At 30.3% G+C, this 15567-nt stretch carries 19 protein-coding genes; 7 read left to right on the top strand and 12 right to left on the bottom strand.

The window, feature by feature from the left end:
- Positions 1-92: 92 nt before the first annotated feature.
- Positions 93-407: a YbjQ family protein gene (locus WAF17_RS18650; protein ID WP_338762955.1), complete on the top strand. Its 315-nt coding sequence runs from the start codon at positions 93-95 to the stop codon at positions 405-407.
- A gap of 10 nt (positions 408-417) precedes the next feature.
- Here the strand turns inward: WAF17_RS18650 and WAF17_RS18645 are convergent, their stop codons facing one another.
- On the bottom strand, positions 418-906 hold the full coding sequence (locus WAF17_RS18645; RefSeq protein WP_338762953.1) for a GNAT family protein: 489 nt from the start codon (positions 904-906) through the stop codon (positions 418-420).
- A gap of 218 nt (positions 907-1124) precedes the next feature.
- Here WAF17_RS18645 and WAF17_RS18640 point away from each other — a divergent pair, with 218 nt between their 5' ends.
- Positions 1125-2261, top strand: a complete 1137-nt coding sequence (locus WAF17_RS18640) for an isoaspartyl peptidase/L-asparaginase (protein WP_338762950.1) — start codon at positions 1125-1127, stop codon at positions 2259-2261.
- A gap of 12 nt (positions 2262-2273) precedes the next feature.
- Here WAF17_RS18640 and WAF17_RS18635 read toward each other — a convergent pair whose 3' ends face one another.
- The 4 genes from WAF17_RS18635 to WAF17_RS18620 all read right to left on the bottom strand — a co-directional run bounded on the left by WAF17_RS18635 (position 2274) and on the right by WAF17_RS18620 (position 3797).
- Positions 2274-2771 carry a hypothetical protein gene (locus WAF17_RS18635; protein WP_338762948.1) on the bottom strand — a complete coding sequence of 166 codons (498 nt, stop codon included), beginning with the start codon at positions 2769-2771 and terminating at the stop codon, positions 2274-2276.
- The gene (locus tag WAF17_RS18630; RefSeq protein ID WP_338762946.1) at positions 2768-3172 is read right to left on the bottom strand and encodes a hypothetical protein; all 405 of its coding nucleotides are present in this window, start codon (positions 3170-3172) and stop codon (positions 2768-2770) included. The genes WAF17_RS18635 and WAF17_RS18630 overlap by 4 nt, the downstream gene beginning before the upstream one ends.
- Before the next feature lie 39 nt (positions 3173-3211).
- Positions 3212-3475 carry a hypothetical protein gene (locus tag WAF17_RS18625; RefSeq protein WP_338762943.1) on the bottom strand — a complete coding sequence of 88 codons (264 nt, stop codon included), beginning with the start codon at positions 3473-3475 and terminating at the stop codon, positions 3212-3214.
- An 85-nt stretch (positions 3476-3560) separates the two neighbouring features.
- Positions 3561-3797 carry a hypothetical protein gene (locus WAF17_RS18620; RefSeq protein ID WP_338762940.1) on the bottom strand — a complete coding sequence of 79 codons (237 nt, stop codon included), beginning with the start codon at positions 3795-3797 and terminating at the stop codon, positions 3561-3563.
- A 31-nt stretch (positions 3798-3828) separates the two neighbouring features.
- Between WAF17_RS18620 and WAF17_RS18615 the strand changes: the two genes are divergently transcribed.
- Positions 3829-4917 carry an IS4 family transposase gene (locus WAF17_RS18615; RefSeq protein WP_338760955.1) on the top strand — a complete coding sequence of 363 codons (1089 nt, stop codon included), beginning with the start codon at positions 3829-3831 and terminating at the stop codon, positions 4915-4917.
- Here WAF17_RS18615 and WAF17_RS18610 read toward each other — a convergent pair.
- Complete coding sequence (locus tag WAF17_RS18610) at positions 4906-5199, bottom strand: hypothetical protein (protein WP_338762937.1); 294 nt, start codon at positions 5197-5199, stop codon at positions 4906-4908. The two genes, WAF17_RS18615 and WAF17_RS18610, sit on opposite strands and share 12 nt — an antisense overlap.
- A 79-nt stretch (positions 5200-5278) precedes the next feature.
- On the opposite strand from WAF17_RS18610, the gene thrC reads away from it, so the two are divergent.
- A complete protein-coding gene (gene thrC / locus WAF17_RS18605) occupies positions 5279-6598 on the top strand; it encodes a threonine synthase (protein ID WP_338762934.1) in 1320 nt (439 codons plus the stop codon).
- A 169-nt stretch (positions 6599-6767) separates the two neighbouring features.
- Here thrC and WAF17_RS18600 read toward each other — a convergent pair whose 3' ends face one another.
- Positions 6768-7595, bottom strand: a complete 828-nt coding sequence (locus tag WAF17_RS18600; RefSeq protein WP_338762931.1) for an alpha/beta hydrolase — start codon at positions 7593-7595, stop codon at positions 6768-6770.
- 422 nt (positions 7596-8017) lie between these two features.
- On the opposite strand from WAF17_RS18600, the gene WAF17_RS18595 reads away from it, so the two are divergent.
- On the top strand, positions 8018-8179 hold the full coding sequence (locus WAF17_RS18595; protein WP_338762929.1) for a hypothetical protein: 162 nt from the start codon (positions 8018-8020) through the stop codon (positions 8177-8179).
- A gap of 60 nt (positions 8180-8239) precedes the next feature.
- Positions 8240-9496, top strand: coding sequence for a pitrilysin family protein (locus WAF17_RS18590; protein WP_338762927.1), 1257 nt, complete (start codon positions 8240-8242; stop codon positions 9494-9496).
- 150 nt (positions 9497-9646) lie between these two features.
- Here the strand turns inward: WAF17_RS18590 and WAF17_RS18585 are convergent, their stop codons facing one another.
- Positions 9647-10171, bottom strand: coding sequence for a hypothetical protein (locus WAF17_RS18585; protein ID WP_338762924.1), 525 nt, complete (start codon positions 10169-10171; stop codon positions 9647-9649).
- A gap of 91 nt (positions 10172-10262) precedes the next feature.
- Here WAF17_RS18585 and WAF17_RS18580 point away from each other — a divergent pair, with 91 nt between their 5' ends.
- Complete coding sequence (locus WAF17_RS18580; RefSeq protein ID WP_338762921.1) at positions 10263-11129, top strand: hypothetical protein; 867 nt, start codon at positions 10263-10265, stop codon at positions 11127-11129.
- A gap of 463 nt (positions 11130-11592) precedes the next feature.
- On the opposite strand, the gene WAF17_RS18575 is transcribed toward WAF17_RS18580, so the two are convergent.
- The 4 genes from WAF17_RS18575 to WAF17_RS18560 all read right to left on the bottom strand — a co-directional run bounded on the left by WAF17_RS18575 (position 11593) and on the right by WAF17_RS18560 (position 15215).
- On the bottom strand, positions 11593-12093 hold the full coding sequence (locus WAF17_RS18575; RefSeq protein WP_338762918.1) for a hypothetical protein: 501 nt from the start codon (positions 12091-12093) through the stop codon (positions 11593-11595).
- A complete protein-coding gene (locus WAF17_RS18570) occupies positions 12090-12611 on the bottom strand; it encodes a hypothetical protein (RefSeq protein ID WP_338762915.1) in 522 nt (173 codons plus the stop codon). Before WAF17_RS18570 ends, WAF17_RS18575 begins: the two co-directional genes overlap by 4 nt.
- Before the next feature lie 55 nt (positions 12612-12666).
- Complete coding sequence (locus tag WAF17_RS18565; protein ID WP_338762912.1) at positions 12667-13977, bottom strand: carboxypeptidase-like regulatory domain-containing protein; 1311 nt, start codon at positions 13975-13977, stop codon at positions 12667-12669.
- 62 nt (positions 13978-14039) lie between these two features.
- Positions 14040-15215 carry an AMP-binding protein gene (locus WAF17_RS18560; protein ID WP_338762910.1) on the bottom strand — a complete coding sequence of 392 codons (1176 nt, stop codon included), beginning with the start codon at positions 15213-15215 and terminating at the stop codon, positions 14040-14042.
- Positions 15216-15567 lie beyond the last annotated feature (352 nt).

Genomic DNA, 15567 nt, shown 5'->3' with positions numbered 1-15567 from the left:
CACTAAGATAATAAAAAAGCGATTAGAGTAGAAAAAATCAACGTGTTTTTCTATCTTTAGAAAAAAGAATTATAATCAAAACAAAAAAAATTATGTTAGTTACAAACACAGAAACAATTCATGGCGAAGAAATTACAGAAGTTTTAGGACTTGTCAGAGGAAGTACCGTAAGGGCTAGAAATGCAGGACGAGATTTTGTAGCCTCTCTAAAAAACTTTATTGGAGGAGAAATAGAAGAATATACAAAGTTACAAGCTCAATCAAGAGAACAAGCCTTACAACGAGCCATCCAAGATGCTCAACAATTAGGAGCTGATGCTATCGTAAATATTCGTTTTGAAAGTTCGATGATTTCACAAGGGGCTTCTGAAATTTTTGCGTATGGAACGGCTGTAAAATTGAAATAAACCGTTTCCTTTACTTGCGCTCTAATTCCATATTGAGTCGTGTCCACGTTTTATTGCCTACTTTCATAAGGGTAGTTTTGTCATGTTTGATTTCAAAGCCTACATTTTGATAGCATTTTATAGCTCCTTTGTTCCAGTCAAAAACATTCAAATCTACCTTTTTTGTATTTGGGTCTTTAAAAAATAATTCTACCATTCTAAGGACAATTTGTTCTCCTATTTTTTTTCCTCTCCATTTATCTTCTCCAATCAAAATACGTGAAAGTCGTTTATTTCCGTCTTGATAATTGAGTTCGCAATGTCCGATAGTTTCGCTTGTTTCTTTCCAAATTACCTTCAAAGGTTTTATATTATCGTTATGAATATAGCTTTTTAACTGCTCATCTGTAACAGGAAAAACAAACATTTCTCCTCCAAACTGAACCATTTGTTCTTCGTCTTTAATCCAAGTTTTGAAAAGCCTAAAATCATTTTCTGTAAAGGGCTGTAATTCTATCATTTGTGTTTTTTGCAACTACTAGACATTTTCAAATAAATAGGTCAGAGACCGTCTATATAAACAAACAAGGTTGGCTACAAACGGTCTGCTCTACGAGACTGACCTATACAATAAATAAAATATCTAGTAGTATAGATTTTTCGGTAAAATTTGAAATAAAATTACTAATTTATGGCAAAATTTACTGTTCGTTTGACCTTTAAGCTAAAAATAAAATCATGAAATTATCTCCTCTCTTTATTTTTTCGTTTTTTCTACTCTCATTTCTCATCTCTTGTACTCCTAATTCTAATCAAAACAATGAAGAGCAAATAAATACTACTCAAGACTCTTCTAATACAATTCAAAATACAGATAATCAAAACGAAAAAATAGCTGATAATTTCGGTATTGTAATTCATGGAGGAGCAGGAACAATTTTGAGAGAAAATATGACTCCTGAAAAAGAAGCAGAATATAAAGCCAAACTAGAAGAGGCAATCAGAACAGGACATAAAATTTTGGCAGAAGGTGGAAGTAGTCTTGATGCCGTTGAAGCAACAATACGAATTATGGAAGATTCGCCACTTTTCAATGCAGCAAAAGGAGCAGTTTTTACGGCTGATGAAAAAAATGAATTGGACGCTTCGATTATGAATGGTGCAGATAAAGCAGCAGGAGCAATAGCAGGAGTTACGACAGTCAAAAATCCGATTTCGTTGGCTCGTCAAGTTATGGAAAACTCCCCTCACGTTATGATGGCAGGAAAAGGAGCAGAAATTTTTGCTAAAGCAAGAGGATTAGAACTTGTTTCGCCTGATTATTTTTATACGCAAAGTAGATTTGATGCACTACAAAAAGTAAAAGCTAAAGATGAAAATGCTGTTGAGCTAGACCACGATGAAGACTCTACTAAAAAAGACCAAACAAATTTTTATGACCCAACTATCAAAGATTCAAAATTCGGTACAGTTGGTTGTGCAGCTTTGGATAAAAATGGAAATCTAGCAGCAGGAACTTCCACAGGAGGAATGACCAATAAAAAGTACGGTCGTGTAGGCGATGCGCCAATTATAGGAGCAGGAACGTATGCAAATAATGCGACTTGCGCCGTTTCTTCAACAGGTTGGGGAGAGTTTTTTATTAGAAATATAGTTGCTTATGATATTTCTGCGATGATAGAATACAAAAATATAACCCTTGCAGAAGCTGCAAAAGAAGTGATTCAAAACAAACTTCCTGCACTTGGTGGCAACGGAGGAATTATTGCCATCGATAAAAATGGAAATGTAGTAATGGAATTTAATACGGCTGGAATGTATCGTGCCTCAATGAATAAAGATGGAGAACTTTATATTGGGATTTATGAGAAGTAGATTTCTCTAAAATTATGACAATATATCTGATAAATCGATTACAAAATTATATAAGCTGATAAGTTCTGGAATATCTAAAAATTTAGACGCACATTTTATATCAATTTCGTTGTCAAACTCTGAATCTTTGGGATAAAAAATTTCTTCTAAAACTTCAATTTTATGTTTCTCAATTAAGTCAATAATGCTCAATCCGTAAGCATTACTTTTGTCTATTAAGTTATAACTGCTTTTGATAGGCAAAATCTTAGATATCAACGTTTTCTTTATGTGTAAAGTCTTTATTTTTTCGTCATTTACAGGCAAATAAATGTAGTTAGTGTAGTGATAAGAATCATAAGCAGGTCGGCTAACTTTAAAACTAAAAACTATATTCTGTTTTTTGTCAAATAATTCTTTTGAAACCGTGAACACATCTCCTTGCAGAAGAAAGATATTCTCTGCTTTTTGATTATATTCTGCTTCAATTTTATCAGCAAATTCTTTGTAGCGATTGATTTGTTTGTTCATTTTTTTACTTTTGAAAATAAATAAGTTATCAAATAAACCAGCAAAATATAAGGAAGATAAAAGACATATATCATAAACACTTTCACAATCCAACCTACTCCATAATAGCGTATTAGCAATATTTTAACTCTTTCTATGTTTTCAGCAGCAACATTCCTAAACCTATCACCACCCATTGTTTTTAAATCATAATCGTAATAAGACAAAAGTATTTTTGTAGAAAAATCTGACCACCAACCTAAAATCAAGGAGATAGAAAAAGTAATCACAATACTCAAGAATAGATAAATCATAAACTTATATGTCAGTTCAAATTTATTCAAGATAATTCCTATTAAAAATGGAGCAATTACTAAACTCAAGAATAACAGAATAAATATGGTTTTTACTAGAATTTCCATTTTGATTATTTGTAAATAACAGTTCTAAAAAGGTGTTTTTTATATCCAATCGCTATCTACCAAAATCGTCCAGCCATTTCCAACTCCCCAAATTTCAATAAAACTATCTTGTTTATAATATCCTTTTTTTGTTTTTTCAATAGGACAAACATCATAATTAAGGAAAAAATCTCCAACGGGGTGTTTTGCCCAATTTGTCATGTATTGAATATATTTACACTTGCCATCAGTTCTTATTGATGTAATTCTAATAATCCCCTTTTGTCTTAATTCTTTTTGTAAAGTAGAATCTAATTGTTCCATATATGAAACATATCTACGTCCCTTTTGAAAGTTTTGAAGTCGTTTTTTGTGAAGAGTTTTAGTTCTATCATTTTTGTGTTTATTTTTATTCTTTCTCAAATGTTTTCAGGATTTTACGTTCATAACCAGTTTCCCATTCTATTTTAGAGAAAACTGGGTTTTGTTTTTCTATTGGAATAATTAGATTTTGATGATACCATTCAAACCATTCAGATTCATTTTCCTCTCTTCCAATATCTAAATCAAAACAAATCAAATTATTGTCTATATTTTCTCTCAGTCCTCTGACAAAAGATTTTAAATTTAGATAAAAAAAAGCCATAATTGAGTTTCTCACAAAATTTTTCTCAATTATGGCGAAAGCAAAGTATGCTTCTAGTGGTAAAGTTACAAAATTAGTTAGTGTTTTATCTTCTCATTTAAAAGGGTTTCATTTAGCCCGAGTTCAATTTATAGGTCTTTTTGTAATAGCTGTTATAAAGGTAGGTCTAGGAGGTTTAATTCAAATTGCAACTGCGTTTGAAAGGAATGTAGAATACAGTTCTTCTTTACGTCGTATAGAACGCTTTTTAAATTATTATGAGCTTGATTTTCAAGCAATTACTAATTTGATTATTTCCTTAGAAGGCATTGAACAATGGGAAAATATCGTACTGTGTTTGGATAGAACGAATTGGAAAGTTGGAAAAGAGCATATTAATATTTTGCTTCTCTCAGCAGCTCATAAAGGGGTATCTATTCCTCTTTGTTGGTCTGTACTTTCGAGGACAGGAAATTCAGCTACTCAACAACGAATTGATTTGATAGAAGATTTCTTAAATCAATTTCCTAATTTATCTATTACTGCTCTTGTAGCAGATAGAGAGTTTATAGGTAAAAAATGGTTTTTCTATTTAGCTACAAAAAAATTTGATTTTGTAATGCGTATAAAATCTAACTTTAAAGCTACTAGAAAAGGGAAAACAAAGTCTATTGTAGCATGGTGTAGAGGGCTTTCGATTTCAGAAACCTATCAACTAGATGGAACATTTGTAGTCAATGAAGCAGAGGTATATTTATCTGTAAGTCGAACACAAAAAGGATATATTTATTTAGCATCACCTGTTTTATTGGATAATATTTTTGAAATTTATAAACAACGTTGGGAAATCGAAACGTTGTTTAAAGCACTAAAATCACAAGGTTTTAACTTAGAAAATACAAAATTAACAGAACCAAATAAAATAGCTAAATTAATTGCTTTGTGTTCCATTGCCTTTGTTTGGTGTTACAAAGTAGGAGAATGGAAACATAAAAAAACAAAAATAAGAGTCTGTTCAAATGGATATAATGAATACTCTTTTTTCAGATATGGATTAATAGAAATTAAAAAAATACTCAATAATCCAATGACTAGTGAAACTAAATTTGATCAAAAAATTAAAGTTTTGTCAATGGAGTAAGATATTTTCTAGACTAACATGTACGAACCTTTCTACTTGTTGATTAAAAATTGAAAAACCTATATATTCATTATGTTCAATTTTGTATTTTAAGATATTTATAAACTCTTCTCTACCTTCTTGATTGTCTTCTAAGCTAATCCAATCAAAATCATTTCCTCTGTCTATAATACCTAATTTAACTTCCCAAGAAGTTGATTGCAATAATTCAATCAAATCAAGAGCATTAAAATCTAAAAACTCTTGTTTTTTGTAGCAGTTTATTTCTTTTGCGTAGCCCATTTTTTTCGATTTATGATTAAAAAACAATTTTTCATAGTAAATTTGTCAAAAAGTATATCATCTCTAAAATGCAAATCTAGTGAATTACCTTAGCACAAGAAAAAACGGAACAAACAATGAGGAAAAAGTTTCTTTTAAAGAAGCTGTCATCAATGGACTTACAAAAAATAGTGGTCTTTATTTTCCAGAGAATATTCCTTCTTTACCGACTTCTTTTTTTGATAATATCGAAAATATAGAAGACCATCAAATTGCTTTTGAAGTTTTGAAGCCGTTTGTGAAGGATTCTTTAAATGATGAGCAGCTAAAACAAATTATTGCAGAAACACTCAATTTTCCTATTCCTGTTGTTAAGGTAGAAAATAATATTTTTTCTTTAGAATTGTATCATGGCGCAACACAAGCTTTTAAAGATGTTGGCGCACGTTTTATGTCTAGGTGTTTATCACATTTTTATAGCAAAAATGATAGAGAAGATAGCAATAGTAATCAGAATGTAACTATTCTAGTTGCCACTTCTGGCGACACAGGAAGTGCAGTTGCCAACGGTTTTTTTGATGTAAAAGGAATTGATGTAAAGATTTTGTTTCCAAAAGGAAAAGTAAGTCCCTATCAAGAATTTCAAATGACAACTTTAGGCAAAAATATTCAAGCTATTGAAGTAGAAGGAACTTTTGATGATTGCCAAAAACTCGTAAAAGAAGCCTTTAATGATACAGAATTGAGAGAAAAAGTAACGCTAAGTAGTGCAAACTCTATCAATGTAGCTCGTCTTTTGCCTCAAATGTTATATTACTTTTTGGCGTACAAACAATTAAAAAAACAAGATAAATTAGAAGATAAAAAGTTAGTTGTTTCTGTTCCTTCTGGAAATCTAGGAAATATTTCGGCAGGACTTATAGCAAAAAAAATAGGTTTGCCAGTAGAACGTTTTATAGCTGCACACAATGCAAATGATACATTTTATAATTATCTCCAAACGGGAAAATATCAGCAAAAATCTTCTGTTTTGACCTTTTCGAATGCGATGGACGTGGGAAACCCAAGTAATTTTGAACGAATAGAATATTTATACAAAGGTAATTTAGAAGCAACTAAAAAAGATATTTCTGCCTTTACGATTGATGATAATTCTACTATAAAAGAAATTGCAGATTGTTATGAGAAAAACGATTATCTCTTAGACCCACATGGCGCAGTCGGAAAATTAGCTTTACACAACAGTTTGAAAGAAAATGAAATTGGTTTGTTTTTAGAGACAGCACACCCACAAAAATTTTCAGAGATTATACAAAAAGCGATTCCGAGTTATGAATCTGAAAAGGTAGATTTGGCGAATGCAAAAAAACTTTCTATTGACAATGATTATGATAAATTGGTAGAAATTATTTTGAGATAGAAGAACTACTATAACTGATTAGCGAGTGATTTATATGATTACTATGATAATTACAGGATAATACGTTTTAATTTCAAATGAAAATAATTGCCTTTTTTATTCTGTATTTAATGAATTTCATATCCTGCATTTTATCTTAAAAATCATACAAATCACTCGCTAATTCATTCTAATTCTCCTTTATAAATTTAATTATTTCATCATAACGATTGCTCCAAGGAAAGAAATACTGAATCATCATCGGAACGTGTTTTTTATTTAGTAAAATAGGTTCTACATTCGGCTGAACTTTGTGTAAAGAATCCAAAAAATCTCTATTTGAAATCTTTATAGACTCATAAGTTTTCTTCCCTAAATATAACATAATGAGTGGAGTCTGTTCATCAATATAATAAATGGGCGATGCTTTTTTCCAAGTTTTTGGATCTTTTGTCCACGTTGTATCGTAGTTGCTATTACTTGTTGGAGGGGCTTTTTGAAGATAATTATACATATCTAAACCTGCTGCATCATTCAGAATCAGACCTGAAACAGTATTATCTTTTACGTCATATTTTGGATTCATGGTAGAAAGAGCAATCAAATGTCCTCCTGCTGAATGTCCTGTCAGAAATATTTTTTCTGGATTACCATTATAATTTTCGATATTATTTTTTGTCCATTTTATAGCTGTTGCAACTTGTTTTGCCATATCGTCATAATTAGCTTTTGGACTTAATGTATAACCAACTACAACAGTTACAATTCCTTTTTTGGCGAAATTTCTACCAAAAAAATTATAGGTTTCTTTGTCGCCACTATTCCAATTTCCACCGTGTACAAAAATCAAAACAGGTAATTTTTCATTCTTAGAATCAAATTTTTTGAGGTTCTTTTTGAGTTTTTTAGGTGAAAAAATATTGAGTGTTGGTAGAGGTTCTTTTTCTGTTTTTTCTGAAACGGCTTTATCTAAATAAGATATATTTTCATATTTCTTAGAGGCGCAATTAGAAAACATAAAGGTAATTATAAGAAGTGAAAGGATTAAAAATGAAGTTGAAAAAATGTTTTTCATAATGTAGCACAGACTTTAATCTGCGAAAAAAAGTTTATAGGTATTTATTAAATTTTGATAGAATCATAACCATTTCTACAAAGTAAAGTTATCACGTTTAATAAACGATAAGCTCATTACTTATTTCTGACTTGTTTTTGAGTGATATTTTTTTGTATTTTGAATATGTATAACAGACTTCTTAGTCTGTTTCAGAACAAAATGCACACTTCTAAACAGACTGGGAAGTCTGTTATACTTAATACAACTTTATGAGATACACGGGAGAAACATTGGGAAAACTAGAAAACATTTTCGAATTGGGAGGTTATAAAGTCCGTTATGAAAAAGGTAATTTTCGTTCGGGGGCCTGTTTAGTAAAAGGAATGCCTATTATTATTGTCAATAAAATGTTTACCAATGAAGGCAAAATCAATTCTTTGATAGAAATTTTGAAAGAAATTGATGAGCAGTTAGAATTTCATAATTTCATGACAGATGAGTTACAAAACGACTACGAGAAATTCTTGAAACACGAGCCGAATTAATTATTCGTTTTAATTGAATCCTAATTAATCACTAAAAACTAATCATTCATCACTAACTATATGATAGACTTTTCACATTTCACACTTGATAATGGCTTACGTGTTTTTGTTCACCAAGATAAAACAGTTTCGATTGCTACGGTAAATATTATGTACGATGTTGGTTCAAGAGACGAATCGCCTAATCGCACTGGTTTTGCTCATTTGTTCGAACATTTGATGTTTAGTGGCTCTGCAAATATTCCAAATTTTGATACGATTGTACAGCAAGTTGGAGGTTCGAATAATGCTTATACTTCGCCTGATGTAACCAATTATTATACGATTGTTCCTGCGCCAAATGTTGAGACTGCTTTGTGGCTGGAAGCTGATAGAATGTTATCGCTTTCAATTAATGATAATTCTTTAGAAGTACAACGAAAAGTAGTTATTGAAGAGTTTAAACAGCGTTACCTCAATCAACCTTATGGCGACATTTGGCTTCATCTGCGCCCTTTAGTTTATCAAAAGCACTCTTATAATTGGGCAACTATCGGAAAAGAAATCAAGCATATTGAAGAAGCAACTTTAGAAGAAGTAAAAGCTTTTTTCTTCAAACATTATAGACCTGATAATGCCGTTTTGGTAGTGGCTGGAAATGTAGAAAAAGAGGAAATAGAAAAAATGGCTAAAAAATGGTTTGGAGATATTCCGAAAGGAAACCGACCAATGCGTAACCTAGAAAAAGAACCACCACAAACTGAAGCAAGACACAAAAAAGTAGAAGCAAAAGTTCCTCTAAATGCCATTTATAAAGCATATAGAATGGGAAACAGAAAAGCTACTGATTATTATGCAACCGACCTTGTGAGTGATGTTTTGGGAAGAGATAAATCAGCTCGTTTGTACCAAGAACTTGTCAAAGAAAAAGAAATGTTCAATTCTGTTGGTGCTTATATTATGGGTTCGGTAGATGAAGGTTTGTTAGTTATTGCTGGAAAACTAAACCCTGCTTACACACCAGAACAAGGAGAAGAAGCCATTCAAAGCATAATTGATGACTTTTTGGAAAATGGAATTTCTGATGATGAACTTACAAAAGTAAAAAATCAAGCAGAAGCTTCTCACGTTTTTTCAGAAGTAGAGGTACTAAACCGAGCTATGAATATTGCCTATTATGCTATTTTGGGAGATGTAGATATGGTAAATACAATTTCTGACCAAATGGCAAAAGTTACAAAAGAAGAATTAATGCAAACTGCTAAAAAGATATTAAGAAAAGAAAATTGTAGCACACTTTATTATCATTCTAAGGAACTGAATGCTGTTTTGAGTTAAAAAAAACATCTCATTCTTTTGATTATTTCTTAAAACTTTGACAGTCCTTTCACAAGGCTGTCAATAGCTTAAAAGTAACATTTTAGTAAAAACTATTGTCAGAGTTGTTTCGGATTACCTTACAACTACTGACAAAGTTTTGTATATATTCTACAAATCAACTTTATAAGTAATTTTCAATGTTTGTTCTTGGTCTGTTTTTTCTACTTGGATTGGGTTTCTGCTTTTACGAATGCAATCTATAAAATGTAAATTATAGTGAGTGCGATACTTTTCTAAAAAATCAGAATTATTTTTTGATTTAATGGAAGCTAGAAATTTTTTATAAAAACTCTTCAAACCTTCATCTCCTCCCTCAATAAATAGTTTATTACAGTTTTCTATTCTAAAACAGAGTTCGTCAATATCATCATCTTCACGATATTCTATTAAAAATTCAAGTAAAATATAATCTTTATATCGAATTATTTGATAAAATGAATTCCCCCCTCTTCTCCACTGTTGCATACAGTTTTCAACAAAGACATTAAAAGCAGATTTTTTTGTTTTCCGTTCTATTTCCTGTTTTTCTAAAAAGGATTCTAAAATAGAAGATTCATTTTTAATTTCTTGCATACTAACTCCAAATCGTCTTCTTTCTTCAAAAGCATAAATAGGATATTCTTTGTCTATCATAGTATAAATTTATTAAAGTATAAAATAAGAGAATTGTGTAGTTTTTCGTATTTTAGAAAATGGAATGACTAAAATTCAAAAATACAGATTTATGCACACTCATATCATACAAAAACCTAGACATCAAGCATTTCTTGATGAAAATAGAAGTGACCCAATTACTGGCGACGATATAAAAGAAGGCGATGAAATTGTGTTTTGTGCTATCTGCAAATCAGCATTTTTGAAAGATACATGGTTTTATTTGGACAAAGTGCATTGCAATCAAAATGAAACTTTAGGAAAATTTCCATCAAGTGAAAAACTAGAAATCAATGGAGTTACTCGTCCTCCTTTATATGTCATTCAATGTACTGATAAAATTTCAAATTCGTATGAAAATGAGTTTTTTAATGAAACAGATAATCATTTCCTAAACCAACCAGTAGTTGTAGATGAGCGTTCATTTTATCAAAAAAATAGTTTTTCTATTTCTGTACTTTCCATTTCATTACTATTAGTTTTTCTGACAACCTTTTTAGGTATTGCACCTCTTTCAATAGGAATTACTTTTGTAGCCATTATGACAATAGGTATAAAAGCAATGTTCTTTAAAGGTAAGAGTCTATTTGCTTCTTCCAAAAAGAAAAAGAGAATAGAAAGTATAGAGATTCATAAAAAACATATTTCTATTCGTTTTGAAGGGACAAAAAAAGGCGTTAAAATCATTCTAAAGTCTATTTTGGCAATCAATTTACTTTATTCTAAGCGTTCATACACCTTACAAGTTGTCAAGAAAGGAAATAAAATGTATGAGTTTCCGACCTCACTAAGTAATATCACTCAAATCAATCAACTACTTCATAGTCTGATTCAGTTTGATGAAAAAGTAAATATTTTTGTCAGAAATTTACCTTATAATGAGCGTATAAAATTACGAAAATGGGAAACTGAAAATGAAAATATTCTTTTATATTAAGCCTTTCAATGTTATTTTTGTATGTCAGTCTTCCAGACTGACCTTTGGGAATAAAAGCTGCTTTTTATGTTCAGGCATCCTGCCTGAACTACATGAAACAAACCATGATAACGTTTATTAAAAAATTGATTAGTATTTTTTTCGTGAAAAAACCTTGTTTATTCGCAAAAATAATTGATTAAAGCTAACTCACTTTCAGAAGTATCAGCACAGTTAAAAGGAGCTAAACTAGTTCAAAGTATAAATCAATTTTTGAAAAATGTCGGTTCTATATGATTTTAGTTGCAAACCTTAACTTGTATTTTGTTCAAGTCTGTACCGACGGTCTGACTTGAACAAAATAAGCTATTCGAAATTAGAAATACTTATTTTTGATAGGTCAGACTTGCAGTACAGACCCATCAAAAATGAAAGGTGAAACCGAATTCATAAAGAACCAAAATGTCTTTATAATTGCGTTATTTTATTCTACTCTTTCTGCTTTAAAAAGATTCTCAAAAAACTCTTTTGACTTATTTCCTTCATAATGAAAAGCTTTACAAACAACAATAGGAGAAATAATGATTAACAAAGGAAATGAAAAAAAAGGTAGATTTGATAGAGATAGATTTTGTGTTTCTTGTGCAAACATTGTTATAAAAACAAGCACTCCTAACGCCATAAATAGCGACCAAATACATAAAATAACAATTACGAAAGGATACAGCCTCATTTTGATATAAATAAGTGTGCTATCTTGATTTTCCTCAATTTTACCTTTTATGCATGGCAAAGATAAGTTTCTGTATTCAATAATACGTCTTATTTTAAAGGTATTTTCGCTTATAGTTCCCTCGTAAGGCTGGTAACCATTGTCAGGAAAGATACCACGTTTTGGTTCTACTTTATCACTTAGTTTTTTTAAAATTTCTTCTTTAGATAAATGAGTTTTATAAGTTAGATTTTCATAAGGTAAATACTTCATATTTTTTTATCGCTTAATTGTTTCCCTACTTCAAAAAGATTTTCAAAAAACTCTTTTGATTTATTTCCTTCATAATGAAAAGCTAAAATAGGCATCAATAATCCAACTAGAAACATAAAACAAGGAATAAAAACACCGAATCCAATATTGCTCTCACTAAGAAACAATGAACTCAAAACAGCAATAGCAACAAGACCTACGATGGTTAGCCAAATTCCCATAAAAACAAGAACAAAAGTATGTAATCTCATCTTGATATGAACGAGTGTGCTTTCTTTACTCTCTTCAATTTCTCCTTCTATACGTGGCAAAAACGAATTTCGGTAGCCAATAATACGACTTATTTTGAAAGAGTTTGTATCTACTGCTCCTTCATATTCTTTATGATTTTTATTCGAAAAAACACCTGTCATTCGAATCATTTTTTTAGGCTCTGTTACTTCGTTCAGTCTTTTGGCTATTTCTTCTTTAGACAAGTGAGTTTTATAAGTAAGATTATCATAGGGCAAAATTTTCATAGAAATAATGGTTTGTTGATTGTAGAAACTTTTGTTCATACAAAATACAAAATATTTATTTCTCTAATTCAAATTGCTTTTCTAAAGATTGTCTTTTTTCCAAATCAGCTTTAATTTTTATATTCAGAGGAGAATCTGCCAACACATTATAACTTTCCCAAAAAGTAGTGTTATAATCAATTTCTTTTAGCTTCGAATCGTCTTGCAAACCTTGTGGAGTTGGATTTTTTTGATTTACATTTACTGTAAGCTGTTCGACAAAATATTCAGAAACAGACTCTTCAAATGCTTCTTGGCTCTCATAATACTTTTCCGTAGAACGCAGCGATTGATAACTTACCAAATATTTTTCATCATATTTTTTGAAATAAAAATGCTCTTCATTTTCCAAATAAATATTGTAGCCATAACGCTCTTCGGCATTATAACCACCCATTGCACCAACAGGAAAATAAGAAAAGTGAAGTTGAAGCACAGCATAATCTTCATCATTTACAAAGAGTTTTCCTTTAAGTTTTCTGAATCTATCAATTGTTCCGTTATAAGAAAAAGAAATTTCATAAACCGTTTTTTTACCTATTGAAGTCAGATTTACTAATTCATAATCAAATTTTTCGTACATCGTTTTATCAAAAATAAACTGATTTTTTCTTATCCAATTGTATTTAGTACCATATTCTACATCAATAAAAAAGTTATTTATCTTCGATTTTGAATAGTCATAAGAGGCTCTTCTTTCTTTTACTTGTGCAAAATAATCTTCTTCTAAATTCAAAATGGTAGGGGCAAAGCTATTTTTACTCTTGTGATTATAAATAATGGGAATATAAGCTCGTTTGTCGTAAACGTGGAGTGCAGCTTCTACCAAACGAACATAGGCTGTCGAATCTTTCAAATATTCTCTGTAAAAAAAATCTGCGTTATAAGGCGTTTGAGGATAGTTTTTAGGTAAGTTTTTTATAACTTGTTTCATTATTTTTTTCACTTTAGGAATCCTCTTTGAACTAATCGTAACCGTTTTGAGCGATTCACTTGGTTTTAATGCGAAGGTCAATTGATTATTTTTAGAATATTGATAGGCTTCCGAAACCTTTATTTTGAAAGACTGATAACCTACAAAAGAACAAACAATAAACTTATCCTTCCAAGTAGGATTGAGCCTAAACTCAAAAAACCCAGTCGAATTACTTGCCGTTCCTACGCTTGTTCCTTCAATTCCGATAGAAGCAAAAGGTAAGAGTTCTTTAGTTTCTGAATCAATAACTTTTCCTTTTATGAGAAAATTTGTTTGTCCTAAAACTTCAAATCCAAATAATGAAACTAAAAGAAGTGAAGTAAATAATAATACTATTTCTGTTTTTTTCATTTTAGGATATTTTTTTTTATATAAATACAAAAATAACTATTTTAAAGGATATTGAAAATTCATTAAAAAATTAAATTCATACATTCTTTTCTATCTATTTTACTTGTTTTTGTCATAGCAAAATTAGAGAGGTAAAAAAACTGTTTTGGCGCATGATAAGCAGGAAGGTTTGTTTTGAGATGCTCTAAAAGGTCATTTTCAAATTTTTTATCAAATGGTAAACCTTCAATAATCAGAATTACTTTTTCACCTAATGTCTCATCAGGCTTAGAAGAAATAAAGAAACGTCTTTTTAAATTCAATTCATAAAAAGCTCTTTCAATAAAAACTTCTACTTTTTCTGGAAAAACCTTTACTCCTCCTGTATTTATAGCAAAATCTGCACGACCAAGCCATTCAAACTCATTTTCATTTTTTATATCTACTAAATCGTTCGTAATAATTTCTTTTCCTAAAGTATGAGGTGCAGAAATAACTAAGCAGCCACGCTCATCCGTTTTTATTTTTACATTTGGAAGTGTTTTATAAGTATCTGAAAGCTCTTTTTTGCATTTTCCCCTCTTATTATTAAGTCTTTTTAATGCGATATGTGTAACCGTTTCGCTCATTCCATAGGTAGAATAAATAGGCACTCTGTTGAGTGCTTTTGTAGAACGTATTTTTTTGAGAAGTGAATATGAAACAGGCGCACCACCAATAATAATAGCTTTCATCTGACGCAAAATCGCAATTTTTTCAGGAGTTTCATCTAAAATAGTTTGTAATTGCATCGGTACAAAAGCAGCAAAATCAAACCACATTTTTTCATCAAAATCTTCCAAGGGATTTCGTTTGGGAGGAACTATTATCATTTCTGCATCTAATTCCATTCCACGAACAAGCATCATTTTCCCTGCAATATATTCAGTATTTAGGCAAATTAGAAAACGTTCATTCTGCTTCAAGTCCAATGCTTGAGCTGTTGCAAAAACACTATTTTTCATCTGTTTTCTAGTAAGCGAAATGGGCTTAGGAATGCCTGTTGAACCTGATGTATGAACTATAAATTCACTTTTATTGCTCTGCCATTCCATACAAAAGCTAATCACAAGTTGATTGTATGAACTACAAAGAACTGTTTGAGAAAGCTCTGAAATTAGAACTTTTTTGCCTATTTCTCCTTTACAGATTTCAAAAGGAAAATATAAAGTTGATTCATATTGAGTAATAGCAGTATTTTTAATTTGTGATTCTGACATAATGAGCTGTAAAAAATAGTAATAGAATTGTTTTGCCTAGATTATTAGATTATTTTGAGTAGAATAAGTTTCAATTGTATAACTTAAAATGAGTGAGGTTTGTTAAATGAAGTAGTCATAAACACTAGTTTTAACAATTCAAATTAAAACCTTGCTATGTATATAATAATGATTAATTCATTAGATGAGGTGAGGATAAAAAAATATCAAATTATTGAATATACTTAAAATCAATAAGTTATAAATTAAAGCAAAACTAATACTTTTAATTTTGTAACTTTCTAATAAAATACATAACTTTGCAGAGCTGTTTGTTTTTGATAATAAATCAACTGTTTAGGCAATAAAATTG

The organism is Bernardetia sp. ABR2-2B, assembly GCF_037126435.1.
Classification (GTDB): domain Bacteria; phylum Bacteroidota; class Bacteroidia; order Cytophagales; family Bernardetiaceae; genus Bernardetia.
This window is presented reverse-complemented; position numbering and strand designations above follow the sequence as displayed.